We start from the raw sequence: 17,151 nt of genomic DNA on the forward strand, positions 1-17,151 counted from the left end.
TGGGCATTTTATTGCATCAAACCGCCGATATGCGCGCGGGATCAGCCCTGTCATAGATACGGTTAACCAGATCGGCGCGGCGCATCAGGATTTTCGGGAAATTCAGGTTGCCTTTGGCGGTCACTTCCCCGTCGCCCATGGACGGAATATCGGCCATGATCACGGCCCCCGTCACCCGCGCCGCGCTGCCGGTTGTCTTTGCCGCCAGCTCTTTCATCACGGCACCGATCTTGTCCATCAGCGGCGCGCAAACCAGTGCCCCGCCATCGTCGGACACATCCCAGCCTTGCGCGGCAATCGTCGCGCGGTTGGGGATCAGCAACATGCCCACTTCCTCGCGGCCCTGCCCCGTCAGCACCAGATCAGACACGTAAGGGGCCAAGGCGGCCAGCAGATCCAGCCGCAACTGCGCCGCGCGCACCCAGGTGCCGGTCATCAGTTTGAAGTCTTCGGACATGCGCCCGTCAAACATCAGCCCCCGCGCAGGGTCGGTCGGATCAATCAACCGCATCGCGTCGCCGGTGACAAAGAACCCTTCTTCGTCAAATGCCTCGGCTGTTTTTGCGGGGTTGTCGTGGTAGCCCTTGGTGATTGTCGGCCCCGCCACGCGCACATCGCAGCGCCCGTCGGCATCGGGGATCAGTTTCACCTTCACACCGGGCAACGGCACGCCCACGATACCAGCGCCTTTTGCGGGTTCATGCTGCAAAAGCGCGGCAGGCGCGGTTTCGGTCAACCCCCAAGACGAATTGATCAGCGGCAACTTCCCGCGGGTTTCCATGGCCAGCCGTTCCAGTTCGGCCCATGTCGCCTGCGGCAGGGACGCACCGGCGTAAAAAATCATATCCAGCTCGGCGAAATAGCGGTCGCGCAATTGTTTGTCGTCGTTCAGCGCGCTGACAAGCTGGGCAAATCCAACCGGCACGTTAAAGCTGATCGTGCCGGAAATCTCGCGCAGATTGGCAAGGGTCTTGTCAAACATCCCCGGCGCGGGCTTGCCCTCGTCGATATACAGGCTGCCACCGTTTGCCAGCATCAGGTTAAAGTTATGCGACCCGCCAAACACGTGGTTCCACGGCAGCCAGTCCACCAGTTGCGGGGGCCGTGCCGTCACAAAAGGCAAGGCCTGCGCCAGTTGCGCCTGGTTCGTGGTCATCATCTTTTGGCTGGTCAAAACCCCCTTTGGGTCCGACGTGGACCCCGAGGTCATCAGGATTTTCGCCAAGGTGTCCGGTGTGATCTTGGCAAAGGCCGCATCCACATCCGCGTCGCTTGGGGTCAGCAGGCTGGTGAAATCAGTCGCCCCCGTGGCACCGGGCAAGGACGACAGCTTTTCAGCACTGCTCAGGCTCTCCAGCCCGAAGGCACCTGCGTATTGGGTGGCATCAGACGCATAGACCATGCCGGGCTTTACCAGCTTGGCCACATAATCCAGACGCGGCAGGGCGGCGGGGATCAACGAATATTGCTCGGCCACGGGGACGGTCGGCACGCCGACATATTGCGCCGCCAGCGACAGCAGCCCGTGATCAATGCTGTTGCCCGACACAATCAGAATGGGCTTTTCCGGCCCCAGATCGCGCGACAACAGATGCCCCGCAATGCTGCGTACCATTTCAAGCGCCTGAGAATAGCTGACCGTGCGCCAGCCACTGCCCGACCGCTCCGCCAGGAACACCCTGTCGGGGGCCGATGCCGCCCATTCATGCAACCAGTCGCCTGTGCAGCGGGCAACGGGGCCCAGATCGTAACCTGACTCCAACAAAATGGATCCGTCAGGCCGATCGGTTCGAATGACCTTATGCGGTATAAGATTGGAACTATTGGTCATGAATCCTCCTTGGCCGCGCCGGACAAGGCGGACCTGATAAACGTTAGCGCCCCGCGCCGAAGCGCGGGGAAAGGGCCAGATCTAGCCGGGTAACAGGAACAAGGTGATCGCGGGGAACATCACCAGAATGATCACGCGCACGATGTCGGACCCGACGAAATACATCACCGCCTTGTAGGTTTCGGTCATCGGGGTTTCGCGGTCCATCGAGTTGATGATGAACAGGTTCATCCCCACCGGCGGCGTGATAAGCCCCACCTCGACCACAATCAGCACCAGAATACCGAACCAGATCGCCAGATGTTCTGTGCTCATCCCGAAATCCATCGCCGAGATGACGGGAAAGAAGATCGGAACCGTCAGCAGGATCATCGACAAGCTGTCCATCAGGCAGCCGAAGATCAGGTAGAACACCAGAATGATCGTCAGCACGAACCACGGGCTATAGCCCTGATTGACAACCCAGTCGGCCATGAACTGCGGCACACCCGAAAGCGCAAGGAACCCGTTATAGAACCCCGCCCCCAGCACGATAAAGAAGATCATGCCGGTGGTTTTCGCCGTGCCCAGCAGGCTTTCGCGCAGCACCGACCAGTTCAGACTGCCCGCCAGCAACGCCGCCAGACCCGTACCCGCCGCACCGATGGCAGAGCCTTCGGTCGGGGTGAACCACCCCAGATAGATACCACCGACAACGATGAAAAAGATCACCAGAACCGGCCATGTGTTTGCCAAGGCCTTGAACCGCTCTGCCATCGGCACCGCAGGGCGCGTACCGGCAGAGTTCGGGTTCAGCCGCACATAGATGGAGATCGTGACGATATAGCCAAGGGCCGCCAGAATACCGGGGATGAACGCCGCCAGGAAAAGCTTGGCAATGTTCTGTTCGGTCAGGATCGCGTAAATCACCAGGATCACCGATGGCGGGATCAAGATGCCCAAGGTGCCGCCCGCTGCCAGTGTCGCGGTGGAAAACCCACCCGAATACCCATAGCGGCGCAGTTCCGGCAGGGCGACCTTGGACATGGTTGCCGCTGTCGCCAGCGAACTGCCACAGATGGCACCAAAGCCCGCACAGGCCCCCACAGCGGCCATCGCAACACCGCCGCGACGATGCCCAAGGAAGCTTTCTGCCGCTTTGAACAAGGCGGTGGACATGCCGGACAGGGTCGCGAATTGCCCCATCAGCAGGAACATCGGAATGATCGACAAGGAATAGCTCGAGAATGTCGTGTATGTCTCTGATTTCAGCTTGGCCAACAGCGGGGTCGGATTACCGCCCATCGCGAAAAACCAGCCGCCAAAGCCGCACAGCAGCATGGCAAGGCCGATCGGCGCGCGCAAAAAGATCATCAACAACAGCACAGGGAAGGACCAAAAGCCCATTTCTAGATTGGTCACGTCAGTGTGCCCCTTGTTCGCTAGGAAGAAAATTTTCGTCTCTGAGAGCTTCGATCACCCGGATCACAGCACAATAGACCGCCACGATGCACGAGATAATCCCGGCAACAAAGCTGGCGGCATAGGCCCACCAGACAGGGAATTGCAGAAACAACGTCGTCTCGCCATTGCCGATGTAGCGTTGCATCCCCTCGAACAGGCGCCAGATGATCAGGATGATCACCACGGCCATAACGACTTCCCAAAAGGCCGCAATCCAACGGTTCACCTTGCGTGACAGGAACGAGGTGAAAACATCCACGCTCGCATGGGATCCGTTAAACTGGCAAATCGGCAGGAACGAGAAGATCGCAAAGGCGATGCCGGCCTCGAGCAGTTCGTAATTGCCGTTGATTTCGCCGACGCCCAGATCAAGCAAGGCTTGCGACAGACCACTGAGTTGGGTTTGAAAGAATTCATTGTGCAGCACTTTGTTGATTGCGCGCCCAATGATCGAAAACGTTGTCATCAGGATCAACGCCGTCAGAACGATCCCCCCGATAACAGCGGTAAACCGGGCAAGAAACTGGATCAGCCGATGCATGTGACATCTCTTATGTTTGGAAATCTTTAAGGCGAAAGACCTGCGGCGTTTGTCGCGCCACAGGTCTGTTTTTATCGTCGGCAGCTTATTTGCCGTAAGCGTCCATCAGTGACTTGGCCTCGTCGATCAGCGCCTGGCCGTCGATGCCTTTGCTGTTCATGTCGGCAACCCAGCTGTCATAGATCGGCTGCGCTGTTTCGCGCCAAACCTGGGTTTCCTCATCGGACAAGGTCACGATGTTGTTGCCCAGATCAACGGCGATCTGACGCGCGGGGCCATCGGCATCCGCTTGCGTACCACCAGCAAAGACCGAGAATTCCAGGCCCGAATTGTCATCAACGACTTTTTTCAGATCGTCTGGCAGGCTGTCATACTTGTCTTTGTTCATCGCCAGCACGAATGTCAGCGTGTACAAGGCAGACCCCGCGAATTCGGTGTGGTTCTTGACCAGCTCTGGCACTTTCAGGGCTGTGGTGACTTCCCACGGGATGGTTGTCCCGTCGATCACACCTTTGGACAGGCCTTCGGGAATCGCCGGAACGGGCATACCAACAGGCGTTGCACCGGTGGTTTCCAAAAGCTGGTTCACCAGACGCGAACCGCCACGGATCTTCATGCCCTGCATATCGGCAGGTGTACGCACTTCCTTGTTGGTGTGCAGCAAGCCGGGGCCGTGAACCCATGTGCCCAAGATGTGCACGTCTTTGAATTCGGTGTCTTTCATGTGCTTTTCAAACATCTGCCAATAAGCAGAGCTGGCAGCGCGCGCGTCGCCCACCATGAAGGGCAGTTCAAACACTTCGGTCGACGGATAACGGCCCGGTGTATACCCGACAACGGTCCATACGATATCGGCCACGCCATCAATCGCCTGGTCCATCAACTCCGGTGGCTTACCGCCAAGCTGCATGGAGGGGTAACGCTCGATCTTGATGCGGTCGCCGCTGTCTGCCTGAACCTTGTCGGCCCACACGTCCAGAACCTGCTTTGGCACATTGGCTTGTGGCGGCAGGAACTGGTGCAGGCGCAAAGTGACGTCTTGCGCGAAAGCACCTGTTGCGCTCATCCCGACGGCAAGCGCGGCTGCTGCGACACCCATCATAGTTCTTCTCATCATCATTTGATCTCTCCCGTTATTGTTGGTCGTTACGGTTCCCGCTCGACGGCGGGCTTTCCGATTGGATCGCATTAGTTGGGGGAAAAAGATCAGATGCACAACCATCGCACATAAGCACTGTACGAGAATCCATCAGCTCAACCTCCCCTGAACAGCATGTCCCTGAATTGGATCAGGTGACCTAGCGTTTCTTTCGCAATATTGTTAGGCCATCTAACAATCTTTGTCATTATCTTTTCGATGCTACTTTTTGCGCTCTGCGTCTCCAACGTTTCTTGAAAAGTGCAATTCTGCACTTTCATGCAAATTAACTGCCGGGATTTTGTAACCGTCAAACGAAATGACGCAAAAATGCAGAATAATTCACATATTTTGCGGTGACACAGTCACAAAGGCAAATCTGAGCGGAGGGGGTGATGGTGGCGTTACCTGGATTTGAACCAGGGACCTAACGATTATGAGTCGTTCGCTCTAACCAACTGAGCTATAACGCCATCGGCGCTTCGAATATGACGGGCCTTGGCCCCCGTCAAGGGCCAAAACCAATCTAATGTCATCAACCTGCTTCGCGAACCGTATCAATCATCAACTGAACGTTGTCCGGATCGGCGTCCGGCGTGATGCCATGACCTAGATTAAAGATATGCGGGCCCTTGGAAAACGCCTTCACAATCGCCCGTGTCTCGTCGATCAGATCCTGCCCGCCGGTGACCATATGGCGTGACGCAAGGTTACCCTGCACACAGCCGTCAACCTGCACATTCGCAGCAGCCCATTCAGCAGAGACGGAGTTATCCAAGGCCACACAATCCACACCGGTGGCTTTGTGGAAACCGATGTACTGGTCGCCCGCCTCGCGCGGGAAACCGATGATCGGAATACCGGGGTGACGTTTCTTCAGCTCCTGCGTGATCTCGCGGGCTGGCTCCAACGCATATTTCTGGAAGGCCTCGCCCGACAGCGACCCCGCCCAGCTGTCGAAAATCTTCATGACTTCGGCACCGGCCTCGATCTGGGCCGACATATATTCGATCGTCGCCTTGGTGATCAGGTTCAGCAGCGATTCGAACAACGGGTTGTCATTGATCCGCAACTGATGCGCCGGCCCTTGGTCCTTGGTGCCCTGCCCCGCGATCATATAGGTCGCCACAGTCCATGGCGCGCCCGCAAAGCCGATCAACGTGGTTTCCGGCGGCAAGGCCCCCGCAAGGTTGCGCACGGTCTGATAGATGGGGTTCAGCGTCTCGTGAATCACATCGACAGGTTTCAGCTTGTCGAAATCGGCCTGGGTTGTAACCGTCGACAACCGCGGCCCTTCGCCCGTGACAAACCACAGATCAGCGCCCAAGGCTTGGGGCACCAGCAAAATATCGGCAAACAGGATCGCGGCATCAAATCCGTACCGCCGGATCGGTTGCAAGGTCACCTCGGTCGCAAGGTCGGGATTATAGCACAGCGACAGGAAATCCCCTGCCTCGGCACGGGTGGCTTTGTACTCGGGCAAATAGCGGCCCGCCTGACGCATCATCCAGATCGGTGGTGTCGGCAGCGTTTCACCCGCCAAGGCGCGCAAAATGGTTTTGGTTGGGGCTGTTGTCTGCGCCATGTGTCGGCTCCTCAGGAAAACTTTTGCCTTTGGTCAAGATGTGAGGGCTGGAAGTCAAGGCGCGGGTGCCCCATTGTCGCACAAAATTGACTTGCCCAAAGAGAACTTCATGACCTTGACCCTGCCCACCCCTCAGAACCCCCTGCGCATCGGCACCCGTGGCTCCCCTCTTGCGATGGCTCAAGCGGTCGAAACCCGCGCGCGCCTGTCCACCGCCTTCGACCTGCCGCTGACCGCGTTCGAGATTGTGGTGATCAAGGTCACCGGCGACCTTATTCAGGATCGCCCCCTCAAGGAAATCGGCGGCAAGGGCCTGTTCACCCGCGAGATCGAAGAAGACCTGCTGGCCGGCAAGATCGACATCGCCGTCCATTCGATGAAAGACATGCCGACGATCCAGCCCGGCGGCCTGCTGCTGGATACGTTCCTGCCGCGCGAAGACCCGCGCGACGCCTTTGTCGCCCCGCTGCTCTCTGCGCTGGATCAACTGGCCGACGGCGCGGTCGTCGGCACCTCAAGCCTGCGCCGCCGGGCGCAATTGCTGCACAAACGCCCAGATTTGCAGGTCGTCGAATTCCGCGGCAACGTTCAAACCCGTCTGCGCAAGCTGGCTGACGGTGTGGCCGAATGCACCTTCCTTGCCATGGCGGGCCTGAACCGACTGGGCATGGAAAACGTCCCCGCCACCCCGATCGACGACACCGACATGCTGCCCGCGGTCGCCCAGGGGGCCATCGGCATCGAACGCCGCGCAGGTGACGTGGACACCCAAGCCTTGCTTGCCGCGATCCATGACGCGCCCACAGGCCAGCGCCTGATCGCCGAACGCGCCTTCCTGCTGACGCTTGACGGGTCTTGCGAAACGCCTATCGCCGGGCTGGCCACGCTCGACGGTGACACACTGTACCTGCGCGGCGAGGTGCTGCGCCCCGATGGCTCCGAAGTGATCGCAGGCAGCCGCAGCGGCCCCATATCCGACGGCGGGCAAATGGGCGTCGATCTGGCCCAGGAACTGCTGTCCCAGGCAGGCCCACATTTCTTTGACTGGCATGGGCCAAAATAATTTTTCAAAATATTATCAATCTCCTGAAACTCTCTGTCTGCCCTGCCCGTGAATAGGACATGACCGATCAACGGTCGGCACATAGAAACTCAGGAGCATACCATGACTTTCACGAAAAAAATGATGACCGCCACAGCAGCTTTGGCCCTCACCGCCGGCGCTGCATTCGCAGATGCACATGCCATGAACCCGATGGTCGGCGGCGCAGAAATGTCCGTTGAAAAAAACATCGTTGAAAACGCTGTTAACTCCGCAGACCACACCACATTGGTCGCAGCGGTCCAGGCTGCCGGCTTGGTCGAAACTCTGTCCGGCGAAGGCCCGTTCACCGTGTTCGCCCCAACCAACGCCGCCTTTGACCGCCTTGAAGCAGGCACAGTCGAAATGCTGCTCAAGCCGGAAAACAAAGACACCCTGGCAAAAATTCTGACCTGCCACGTGGTCGGCAAAGCCGTGATGGCCGAAGCCCTGCAAGGCATGATCAATGATGACGGCGGCGAACACCCCGTTCCGACACTGGGCGGCTGCGTATTGCAAGCCTCCTATGCCGACGACAAAATGAAACTGGTCGATGAAAACGGCAACGCTGCCTTCGTCACAATCGCGGATGTAAAACAATCCAACGGCGTGATCCATGTCATCGACGGCGTGATGCTGCCCAAACAATAAAGCGCAACGGCTCTATTAAACGTCCAAGGGCCTCCCCGTTACACAAACGCGGGAGGCCCTTTCTACATCTTCCAAATGGTCAAAAATCCCGGGGGAGTCCGCAAGGACGGGGGCTGGCCCCCATCGACCCTAGCGGCAGGTCACACCCATTTCGCCAAAGGCGGCAGGCTCATCAACACGGCATTGGCATCATGCCCCGTCTCAAGCCCGAATTTCGTCCCGCGGTCATAGACCAGATTATATTCCGCATAGAGCCCGCGATGCACAAGCTGCGCATCCTTGTCGGCCTCGGTCCAATCCTGCACGCGCCGCTTTTCCACCAAGGGCAGATAGGCGGGCAGGAAGGCGCGGCCGATGTCCTGGGTCAGCTTGAAATCCGCGCCCCAATCGCCCGTGCAATGATCATCCATAAAGATACCGCCCACACCCCGGGCGCGGTTGCGGTGCGGGATATAGAAATATTCATCCGCCCATGCCTTCAGCTTGGGGTACAGCTCCGCGCCATGCGGATCCAGATGCACCCTTTGCTGCTCATGAAAATGCGCAGTGTCTTCGGCATATTCGATGCAAGGGTTCAAATCCGATCCGCCCCCGAACCACCACGCATGGGGCGTCCAGAACATGCGGGTGTTCATGTGAACCGCGGGCGCATGGGGGTTTTGCATATGCGCGACCAGACTGATGCCGGATGCCCAGAACCGCGGGTCGTCCTTCATCCCCGGAATGCCCTTGCGCGCCGCCATCGCATTCTGCGCGCGTTCGCCCAAAGTGCCATAGACCGTCGATATATTGACCCCGACCTTTTCGAACACGCGGCCGCCCCGCATGACGCTCATCAACCCGCCGCCAGCATCCGACCCGTCTTCACTGCTGCGGGTCGTCTGGGTGACCTCGAACCTGCCGGGGGCCGCATCGGCCAAAGGCCCAGCATCATGGCTGTTTTCCAGCCCTTCAAACGCATCCACAATCTGGTTGCGCAATTCGTGAAACCAGGCCGCCGCGCGTGATTTCTCTGTGTCGAAACTGTCTGTCATATCTCGTACCTTATCTGTGCTCACGCTGCGCAATGCCTGCGAAAGGGAACGAACCGCTAATGCGCAGGCGCATCCGCCGCATCCAGAAGCGAACGGCCCCCGTCCACCACGATCACTCCGCCCGTCATAAAGCTCGAGCTGTCCGCCGCCAGATATTGAATGGTGTCGGTCAGTTCTGACGGCGATGCAATGCGACCTAGTGGCGTATGGCTGCGGATATCATCGCGCCATTCACGGTTTTCTGCCACCGATGCCTTTAGTGATCCGCTCATCACCGACCCGAAAGCCACGGCATTCACGCGGATACGGTGCGGGGCCAATGCCAACGCCATCGACCGTGTCATCTGTTCAAGCGCGGCGGCGGCCATTGAATAGGCCATCAATTCCGGCCGCGTGTGCCGCGACGCGATCGAGCTGAGGTTGATAATGCTGCCCACCGGGCCATCCGGGCGGTCTTCGGATTGCTTGATCATCCGTTTCGACACTTGCTGCGTCAGTTGCAGCGCGGTCATCACGTTTTCCTGCCACAGCGTTTCAACGCTGGTGTCCTCGCCGTTCAACGCCTCGGTCGGCAAGAACTGCCGCGATGCGTTGACCAGCACATCCACCTCGTCAAAGGCGTCGATTGTCGCTGAAACCAGATTGGCAATGGTCAGGCGCTGGCGCAGATCGCCGGCAAAGAAACGGATGTTGCCCTCGTCCTTTGCATCGCCCAGCTCTTCGGCCAACGCCTTTTCATCGGTGTCCGCGCACATCACATTGGCACCCTTGTCAGCAAACTGCCGCGCAATAGCGAGGCCAATCCCGTTTGCCGCGCCTGTCACGATGACGTTTTTGCCTTTTATCGAAAATGACATGAAACTCGTTCCTTATGACGCCAACCGGCGCTTAGCGACGTTTACGCAAAGGGCGCGCGGCGTGAAACAGCTTGAACCGCGCGTCCCCGCCGATTTCCTCGACATGGGCAAAGCGAGTTTTCAGCTCGGCCTCATAGGGCAGGTGACGGTTCGCGACCATCCACAGCTTGCCCTGACCTGACAGCATACGCGCTGCGGCTGCAACAAATGCCTGCCCGATCTGGGGTTCGGCGGCGCGTCCGGTGTGAAACGGCGGGTTCATCACAACAGCGTCCAGCTGGTGTGGCGGCTTCCAGGTGGTCGCGTCTTCCCACAGGAATTCGGCGCGGTCGTCACTGACATTCCGGCGGGCGCATTCCAACGCCATATGTCCGGCTTCGACCACGTACAGCTTTTTGATGCTTTCGCGGGTCAGCAGATGGGCAGAAAGAAAACCCCAGCCAGCCCCCAGATCGGCGACCTCGGCCCCCAGTTTTTCCGGTAGTGCATCCACCAAAAGCGCCGAAGCCAGATCGACGCCATCCGCTGAGAAAACACCCGGCGCGGTCCAGAACCCGCCCTCGGTCATTTCGGGCCCTTGCTTCCAATCCACAAAAAAATCGGCGGCGGGCTCGCTGATCCAGAACATCTTGCCGTGGGCCTTCGAGATCGGACCCTGGATCGTGACGCGGGCGCGCATCTCGCGCAGGATACTGTCGGCACCGTCGGTCTTTTGACCGTCCACAACGACAATACCGTCGCACGCCTCGCAGGCGTCAGCGATCATCTTGCGCGCTTCGGCCTTGGCGCGGGGCAGACAGACGATACAGGCCGCATAACGGCCCGCGATGCTGTGCACCACATCATAGCCACGAGCGACCCATGCGTCGTAATCGGGTTTAAAATCCTGGATAATCTGAACGCGATCTTTGGCCAAACCGGGCAGATCGCTGTCTCGGGGCGGCTGGAAGACGGCAATCGTCCCCTCTGCCGGTAAATCAAGGCCGCCGCCGTCAAGCGCCAGCTCCAAACGTGCATCAATCAAGCGCTACTCTTCTTTTTCCATGGTGCATTGCAGCGGATGCTGATGCCGCCGGGCGAAATCCATGACCTGGGCCACTTTGGTTTCCGCGATTTCGTGGCTGAATACGCCAACAACAGCCAACCCTTTTTTATGAACCGTTAGCATGATCTCGAAGGCTTGGGCATGGTTCAGGCCAAAGAAACGTTCAAGAACGTGCACAACAAATTCCATCGGCGTGAAATCGTCGTTCAGCAGCATCACCTTGTAAAGCGGCGGCCGTTTCGTCTTGGGTTTGACTTTGGTCAACAGATCGACGTCTTCGTCGTCGCGATCCTTGCCAGCCATCAATATGTCATCAAGGCGCATTGCTGCTCCTGTTACAAGGGAGGTTCAAGTGAGTCGTGTGTGGGTCTATATAGACTGTAACGGTAATTAGAAAAGAGGGTCTTGAGAAGATGGCCGAACGGGTAACCATGATCGGGTTCGATGCCGACGACACTCTTTGGCACAACGAGCATTATTTTGTCCTGACCCAGGATCATTTCGCCGACCTGCTCCACGACCACACCGACCCATCCACGTTGATGGACCGGCTTCTTGTTGCGGAACGGCGAAACATTCCGCACTACGGCGTTGGCATCAAGGGTTTCACCTTGTCGATGATTGAAACCGCGATCGAGGTCACCAACGGCAAGGTCCCCGCCCCCGTCATCGCCGAAATCCTGAATGCCGGGCGCGAAATGCTGTCCCACCCCGTTGACCTGCTGCCCTACGCCCGGGAAACCCTCGAGGCACTTCAGGGGCGCTATAAACTGGTGCTCATTACCAAGGGCGACTTGCTGGATCAGGAACGCAAACTCGCGCTCTCGGGTTTGCGCGGCATGTTCGACGGGATAGAGATCGTGTCCGACAAAAATCCCGCGACATATACGCGTATTTTCAACCAATACGGTGACGGGGCGACGCGGGGCATGATGGTTGGCAATTCGGTGAAATCCGACGTTGTTCCGATGGTCGATGCCGGCGGATGGGGCGTGCATGTCCCGCACGGTCAAACCTGGGCGCTTGAGCATGCCGAAACACCCGATGATTCCCCGCGCTTTCGCCAAATCGCGGATCTGTCAAAATTGGAACAAGTTTTAGCCTAAAATTTGCGCAGCCCGACCGGCGTAAGATTCGCATTATTTCCGCCCAATTCCTGCCACATTCCCGCCACAATCGCCCCAGTAGTGGTGTCGCGCTGCCCCGCCGCTAAATATGCCTCACACAAAATTCACCTTTTGATGCAATCCTTGTTTCCAAAGGGTTTATCGAAAAAACGACATGTGGTATGCTTACCTTAATAATTAGTGGCCAGTCGAAAAATCGGCGGTCCGAGGCAGAGCAAAGGCAGTTATCATGAGAGCGCGGCGCGTGCAGCCGGCCCGGTATGGGCTATTCATTCTTGCGGCTATTTGGATTCTGGTGGTGCTTCCGCTCAGCGCCATGGCAGCCCCCTATGCCGCCTATGTCATCGATGCACGGACGGGCGAGGTTCTACACGCTCGCAACGCCGACACCCGACTGCACCCTGCCTCGCTGACAAAAATGATGACACTTTACATCGCTTTCGACGCCATCAAACGCGGTGAAATTTCGCTCGATACACAAGTTAAGATCAGCCAGCACGCTGCATCGGAACCGCCCAGCAAACTTGGCATGCGGCCGGGGCAAACTATCGCCCTGCGCTATCTGATCCGCGGCGCTGCGGTAAAATCGGCCAACGACGCCGCCACCGCCATCGGCGAAGCGATTTCCGGATCAGAGGCGAAATTCGCCCGCCGGATGAACCGCACCGCCAAAGCGCTTGGCATGACCAATACCACTTTCAAGAACGCCCACGGCCTGACTGAATCGGGGCATATGTCGACCGCCCGCGACATGACCACCATGGGCCGTCATCTGCTTTATGACTTCCCCGAATATTATAACCTGTTTTCCCGCATCACCGCAGATGCCGGTGTGCGCAAGGTCAGCCACACCAACCGCCGTTTTCTGGCCTCCTACAAAGGTGCCGACGGGATCAAAACCGGATATACACGCGCCGCGGGCTTTAACCTGACCGCCTCGGCAGAACGTGGAAGCGAACGGGTGATCGTGACTGTTTTCGGCGGCACCTCGACCACAGCGCGCAATGCCAAGGTCGCGGAACTGATGGATATGGGCTTCCGCCGCGCCCCGTCGAAAGCGCCGCTGATCAAGCCCACGAAACCTGTCTTTGCCGATGTCGAAGACACACCTGTCGCCCATAATTCCGCCAGCACACCGGGCGGCGCAGGCAAGACCATCCGTCTGGTTGGCGCAGTCACCACATCAAAACGCCCACATTTGCGCCCAACCACCGAAAGTGCCGTGGTCGTGGCCACCGCCCAAGCCCCAGAGGCGACATCACCCCTGCTTGCCCAAGACATCAACGCCGCGATCAAACAAGCGGTTGCCACCGCGCCTGTACAAACGGCAGAGGTCGTTCAATCAGCAGAAGTCGTGCAAACTGCAAGCCTCGCGACGGTATCGCCCCGACCCGCATCGCGGCCCAAAGGCCTGATTGCATCGATCAATCCCGCCAAAACCTTGAAAAGACCGCAACAACAAGAAGTGGTTAGCCGCGTTTCCACATCGGGCGGGCGTCACTGGGGGGTCAACGTCGGTCGTTTCCCAAGCCGCTATGCCGCCGAAACAGTCTTGGTGAAAACCGCCCTTTCCGAGATTTCCACGCTTGATGGCACCTTGCGCAAGGTCGTCCAGCGGCCCCAAGGCTTTGATGCAAATTTTCTGGGCATGACACGCGAAACTGCTGACCTTGCCTGCCGCAGACTGGCCGCCCGAAACGTCAGCTGCTTTATGATCGGGCCCGGCTGAACCGCCTTCTCGCGCGCCGCCACAAACGGCGCGCATACCCCCTGATAATCAAGCCTAACACCCTGTTTCCAGACGTTTTCAAGGCAGACCAAAGCTTAGGTCGCGGCCTGCAACAATTCGCGTGTGTATGGCGATGTCGGGTTATCGTACAGCACATCGACATCGCCGTATTCCACAACGTCACCACGTTTCATGACCAGCACCTTATGTGACATTGCACGCACGACTTTCAGGTCGTGGCTGATGAACAAATAGGCCAGCCCGTATTTGCGCTGAAGATTGCGCAGCAGGTCGACGATTTGCACCTGCACCGTCATATCCAACGCCGAGGTCGGTTCGTCCAACACCAACAAACGCGGGCGCAGCACCATGGCGCGCGCAATCGCGATCCGCTGGCGTTGCCCGCCGGAAAATTCATGGGGATAGCGGTCCATCGTTGCAGGGTCCAACCCCACCTCGACCATCACATCGCGCACCAGTTCGCGCTGGTTGCGGTCGGGGTCCACGTTATGAACGGTCAGGCCTTCTGCAATAATCTGCATACAGGTCATGCGCGGGGACAGGCTGCCAAACGGGTCCTGAAACACGATTTGCATGTCCTTGCGCAGCCGCCGCAATTCCTGGGTCGACCAGTCGCGCACGTTTTGCCCCATATAGGTGATCCCACCCTCTGACGCGATCAGCCGCATGATACCCAGGGCCATTGTCGTTTTTCCAGACCCGGATTCACCAACGATCCCAATGGTTTCTCCAGCACGAACCGTCAGGCTTGCGTCATTCACGGCCTTTACATAATCGACCGTCTTGCGCAGAAATCCCTGCTTGATCGGGAACCAGACCTTCAGATGATCCGTGCTTGCAATGACCTCGGCATCCTCGGCCACAGGGTCAGGACGGCCCGATGGCTCTGCGCCCAGGAGTGTTTGGGTATAGGGATGCTGGGGATTGTCGAAGATTTCAGCCGTCGGGCCCTGCTCTACGATCTCGCCTTTTTGCATCACGCAAACGCGGTCGGCGATCCGGCGCACAATACCCAGATCGTGGGTAATGAACAAAAGGCCCATGCCTTCGCTGTCTTTCAGCTCTTTCAGCAGGTCCAGAATTTGCGCCTGAATGGTCACATCCAACGCCGTCGTAGGTTCATCCGCGATCAGCACGTCAGGTTTGTTTGCCAGCGCCATGGCGATCATCACGCGCTGGCGTTGCCCGCCTGACAGCTCGTGCGGATAGGCCCCCAAACGGCTTTCGGCGTCGTTGATCCCAACCTTTGCCAACAGCTCGAGGATACGCCCCCGCGCGGCAGCACCAACAACCCCCTGATGCAGCGCCAGTGATTCACCCAACTGCTTTTCAATCGTATGCAGCGGGTTCAGCGATGTCATCGGTTCCTGGAAAATAAAGCTGATGTCGTTGCCGCGCACCTTGCGCAACAGCTTGTCCCCTGCCCCGATCATCTGCTGCCCGTCATACAGAACGGAGCCGGACACCTCCGCGCTGTCGCCCAGCAAGGACACGGTGCTCAGCGCTGATACCGATTTACCGGACCCGGATTCCCCCACCAAGGCAACGGTTTCACCACGGTTCAGCGTGAAATTCACACCCCTGACCGCATGGGTTAACGCCCCCTCCTGACGGAAGGATACATTCAGGTCTTTGACTTCAAGCAAGGCGGAGGTTGGCTGGTTCATGGCACAAACTGTGTCACGGCATAGACACCCCACGCCGCCATCGGGGCACAGATCAGCCGAAGCCAGACTGGTGGCAATTTCATCAAGGCAACGCTCCAACATCCAAGAAGAAGAACAAGGGTACTGGGAAAGAACTGTGTTTCAAGAACCCTGAACAAGAAACCCACCGTGTCCCCCGGTGCCATAAAAATCGCGCGGCTTAACCACAGGGTAACGCCAACGGCGACAATCACCGAAATCGCGTAGATGATCGTGGCAAGGATATCGGGCGCAGAGCGGTGCGTTTCGGCACTCATGAAAACGTCTTTCTTGGGTCAAACGCATCGCGGATTCCTTCGAAGATGAAGATCAGCAATGACAACATGATAGCAAAGGTAAAGAACGCCGTAAAAGCCAGCCAGGGCGCTTGCAGGTTCTGTTTGGCCTGAAGGGTCAGCTCGCCCAGTGACGGGGCCGAGGACGGCAACCCAAAGCCCAGAAAATCGAGGATCGCCAGCGTGCTGATGGTGCCCGTGATGATAAACGGCAGCATTGTCAGTAGGGCCACCATTGCGTTGGGCAGCATATGGCGGAACATGATCGTCACGTTCCCCACCCCAAGCGCACGGGCGGCCCGCACATATTCAAGGTTGCGCGCGCGCAGGAATTCGGCACGCACCACGCCCACCAGTGATGTCCAACTGAACAGCACCAGCAGAAACACCAGCAGCCAGAAACTGCGCCCCAGAATGGCGAACATGATGATAATCACATAAAGCGACGGGGTTGAGGACCAGATTTCAATGACGCGCTGAAAGATCAGATCCGTCCAGCCCCCGAAAAACCCCTGAACCGCGCCGGCCATAATGCCGATCAGCGATGCAGCGCCGGTCACGATCAGGGTAAAGATGATCGACAGCCGGAAACCGTGGATCACCCGTGCCAGAACGTCACGTTTCGTCCCGTCGGTGCCCAGCAGGTTTTGCCGGTTGGGGGGCAAGGGTGCCGCACCGGGGCGGTCAACGGCAGTGTTGAACGAATAGGGAATCAGCGGCCAAACCGACCAGCCTTTTTCAATCGCGGCACCGTCAATCTGACCGTCTTGCGCGTCCTCGATCATGAGTTCCGGATCGTCGAAACAGGCGTCCATACCGCCTGTGGCGATCAGGCATTTCACCTCGGGGTCGCGGTACACGGCCTCGGTCTGGAAATCCCCGCCAAAGGCCGTTTCGGGATAGAACTTGAAAATCGGCATGAAATATTCGCCGCGATAGTTCACCAGGATCGGTTTGTCATTCGCCACAAATTCCGCAAACAGCGAGATGCCGAACAGGATCGCAAAAATCCAAAGGCTCCAGTACGCGCGGCGGTTGCGGGTAAAGTTGTGCCAACGGCGTTGGTTCAGGGGGGACAAGGCCATCA

16 protein-coding genes and 1 tRNA gene are annotated in these 17,151 nt (G+C 58.2%); 4 read left to right on the forward strand and 13 right to left on the reverse strand.

The window, feature by feature from the left end; translation table 11 throughout:
- Positions 1 to 16: 16 nt before the first annotated feature.
- The 6 genes from ACSQ13_RS12375 to hemE all read right to left on the reverse strand — a co-directional run bounded on the left by ACSQ13_RS12375 (position 17) and on the right by hemE (position 6,538).
- Entirely contained in the window at positions 17 to 1,831 is a 1,815-nt protein-coding gene (locus ACSQ13_RS12375; RefSeq protein ID WP_176250761.1) for a feruloyl-CoA synthase, read from the reverse strand.
- A gap of 81 nt (positions 1,832 to 1,912) precedes the next feature.
- On the reverse strand, positions 1,913 to 3,232 hold the full coding sequence (locus ACSQ13_RS12380) for a TRAP transporter large permease (RefSeq protein ID WP_176250762.1): 1,320 nt from the start codon (positions 3,230 to 3,232) through the stop codon (positions 1,913 to 1,915).
- 1 nt (position 3,233) lies between these two features.
- Complete coding sequence (locus ACSQ13_RS12385) at positions 3,234 to 3,815, reverse strand: TRAP transporter small permease (RefSeq protein ID WP_176250763.1); 582 nt, start codon at positions 3,813 to 3,815, stop codon at positions 3,234 to 3,236.
- Positions 3,816 to 3,900: 85 nt separating this feature from the next.
- On the reverse strand, positions 3,901 to 4,914 hold the full coding sequence (locus tag ACSQ13_RS12390; protein WP_435988250.1) for a TRAP transporter substrate-binding protein: 1,014 nt from the start codon (positions 4,912 to 4,914) through the stop codon (positions 3,901 to 3,903).
- A 435-nt stretch (positions 4,915 to 5,349) separates the two neighbouring features.
- A tRNA-Met gene (locus ACSQ13_RS12395) sits at positions 5,350 to 5,426 on the reverse strand.
- Positions 5,427 to 5,488: 62 nt separating this feature from the next.
- Positions 5,489 to 6,538: a uroporphyrinogen decarboxylase gene (hemE, locus tag ACSQ13_RS12400; protein WP_295511768.1), complete on the reverse strand. Its 1,050-nt coding sequence runs from the start codon at positions 6,536 to 6,538 to the stop codon at positions 5,489 to 5,491.
- 109 nt (positions 6,539 to 6,647) lie between these two features.
- Here hemE and hemC point away from each other — a divergent pair, with 109 nt between their 5' ends.
- Both hemC and ACSQ13_RS12410 read left to right on the forward strand, forming a co-directional pair.
- The gene (gene hemC / locus ACSQ13_RS12405; RefSeq protein WP_295511766.1) at positions 6,648 to 7,601 is read left to right on the forward strand and encodes a hydroxymethylbilane synthase; all 954 of its coding nucleotides are present in this window, start codon (positions 6,648 to 6,650) and stop codon (positions 7,599 to 7,601) included.
- Positions 7,602 to 7,703: 102 nt separating this feature from the next.
- A complete protein-coding gene (locus ACSQ13_RS12410) occupies positions 7,704 to 8,270 on the forward strand; it encodes a fasciclin domain-containing protein (RefSeq protein WP_176250767.1) in 567 nt (188 codons plus the stop codon).
- Positions 8,271 to 8,410: 140 nt separating this feature from the next.
- Here ACSQ13_RS12410 and hemF read toward each other — a convergent pair whose 3' ends face one another.
- The 4 genes from hemF to clpS are packed head-to-tail and all read right to left on the reverse strand — an operon-like array spanning position 8,411 to position 11,530.
- Complete coding sequence (hemF, locus tag ACSQ13_RS12415; RefSeq protein ID WP_176250768.1) at positions 8,411 to 9,304, reverse strand: oxygen-dependent coproporphyrinogen oxidase; 894 nt, start codon at positions 9,302 to 9,304, stop codon at positions 8,411 to 8,413.
- Positions 9,305 to 9,360: 56 nt separating this feature from the next.
- Positions 9,361 to 10,161: an SDR family NAD(P)-dependent oxidoreductase gene (locus ACSQ13_RS12420; RefSeq protein WP_176250769.1), complete on the reverse strand. Its 801-nt coding sequence runs from the start codon at positions 10,159 to 10,161 to the stop codon at positions 9,361 to 9,363.
- 31 nt (positions 10,162 to 10,192) lie between these two features.
- Positions 10,193 to 11,185 carry a class I SAM-dependent methyltransferase gene (locus tag ACSQ13_RS12425; protein WP_176250770.1) on the reverse strand — a complete coding sequence of 331 codons (993 nt, stop codon included), beginning with the start codon at positions 11,183 to 11,185 and terminating at the stop codon, positions 10,193 to 10,195.
- 3 nt (positions 11,186 to 11,188) lie between these two features.
- Positions 11,189 to 11,530 carry an ATP-dependent Clp protease adapter ClpS gene (gene clpS, locus ACSQ13_RS12430; protein WP_176250771.1) on the reverse strand — a complete coding sequence of 114 codons (342 nt, stop codon included), beginning with the start codon at positions 11,528 to 11,530 and terminating at the stop codon, positions 11,189 to 11,191.
- Positions 11,531 to 11,619: 89 nt separating this feature from the next.
- On the opposite strand from clpS, the gene ACSQ13_RS12435 reads away from it, so the two are divergent.
- Together ACSQ13_RS12435 and ACSQ13_RS12440 are read left to right on the forward strand one after the other, a co-directional pair.
- Complete coding sequence (locus ACSQ13_RS12435) at positions 11,620 to 12,312, forward strand: HAD family hydrolase (RefSeq protein ID WP_295511764.1); 693 nt, start codon at positions 11,620 to 11,622, stop codon at positions 12,310 to 12,312.
- Positions 12,313 to 12,562: 250 nt separating this feature from the next.
- Positions 12,563 to 14,062: a D-alanyl-D-alanine carboxypeptidase family protein gene (locus ACSQ13_RS12440; RefSeq protein WP_176250773.1), complete on the forward strand. Its 1,500-nt coding sequence runs from the start codon at positions 12,563 to 12,565 to the stop codon at positions 14,060 to 14,062.
- Positions 14,063 to 14,157: 95 nt separating this feature from the next.
- Here ACSQ13_RS12440 and ACSQ13_RS12445 read toward each other — a convergent pair whose 3' ends face one another.
- From ACSQ13_RS12445 to ACSQ13_RS12455, 3 genes are read right to left on the reverse strand one after another with little or no spacing between them, the layout of a single operon-like run.
- On the reverse strand, positions 14,158 to 15,750 hold the full coding sequence (locus ACSQ13_RS12445) for an ABC transporter ATP-binding protein (RefSeq protein ID WP_176250774.1): 1,593 nt from the start codon (positions 15,748 to 15,750) through the stop codon (positions 14,158 to 14,160).
- Positions 15,747 to 16,046, reverse strand: a complete 300-nt coding sequence (locus ACSQ13_RS12450) for a hypothetical protein (RefSeq protein ID WP_176250775.1) — start codon at positions 16,044 to 16,046, stop codon at positions 15,747 to 15,749. The genes ACSQ13_RS12445 and ACSQ13_RS12450 overlap by 4 nt, the downstream gene beginning before the upstream one ends.
- Positions 16,043 to 17,149, reverse strand: a complete 1,107-nt coding sequence (locus ACSQ13_RS12455; RefSeq protein ID WP_176250776.1) for an ABC transporter permease — start codon at positions 17,147 to 17,149, stop codon at positions 16,043 to 16,045. Before ACSQ13_RS12455 ends, ACSQ13_RS12450 begins: the two co-directional genes overlap by 4 nt.
- Between the last annotated feature and the right edge of the window lie 2 nt (positions 17,150 to 17,151).

The organism is Sulfitobacter sp. SH22, from assembly GCF_965641905.1.
Classification (GTDB): domain Bacteria; phylum Pseudomonadota; class Alphaproteobacteria; order Rhodobacterales; family Rhodobacteraceae; genus Sulfitobacter.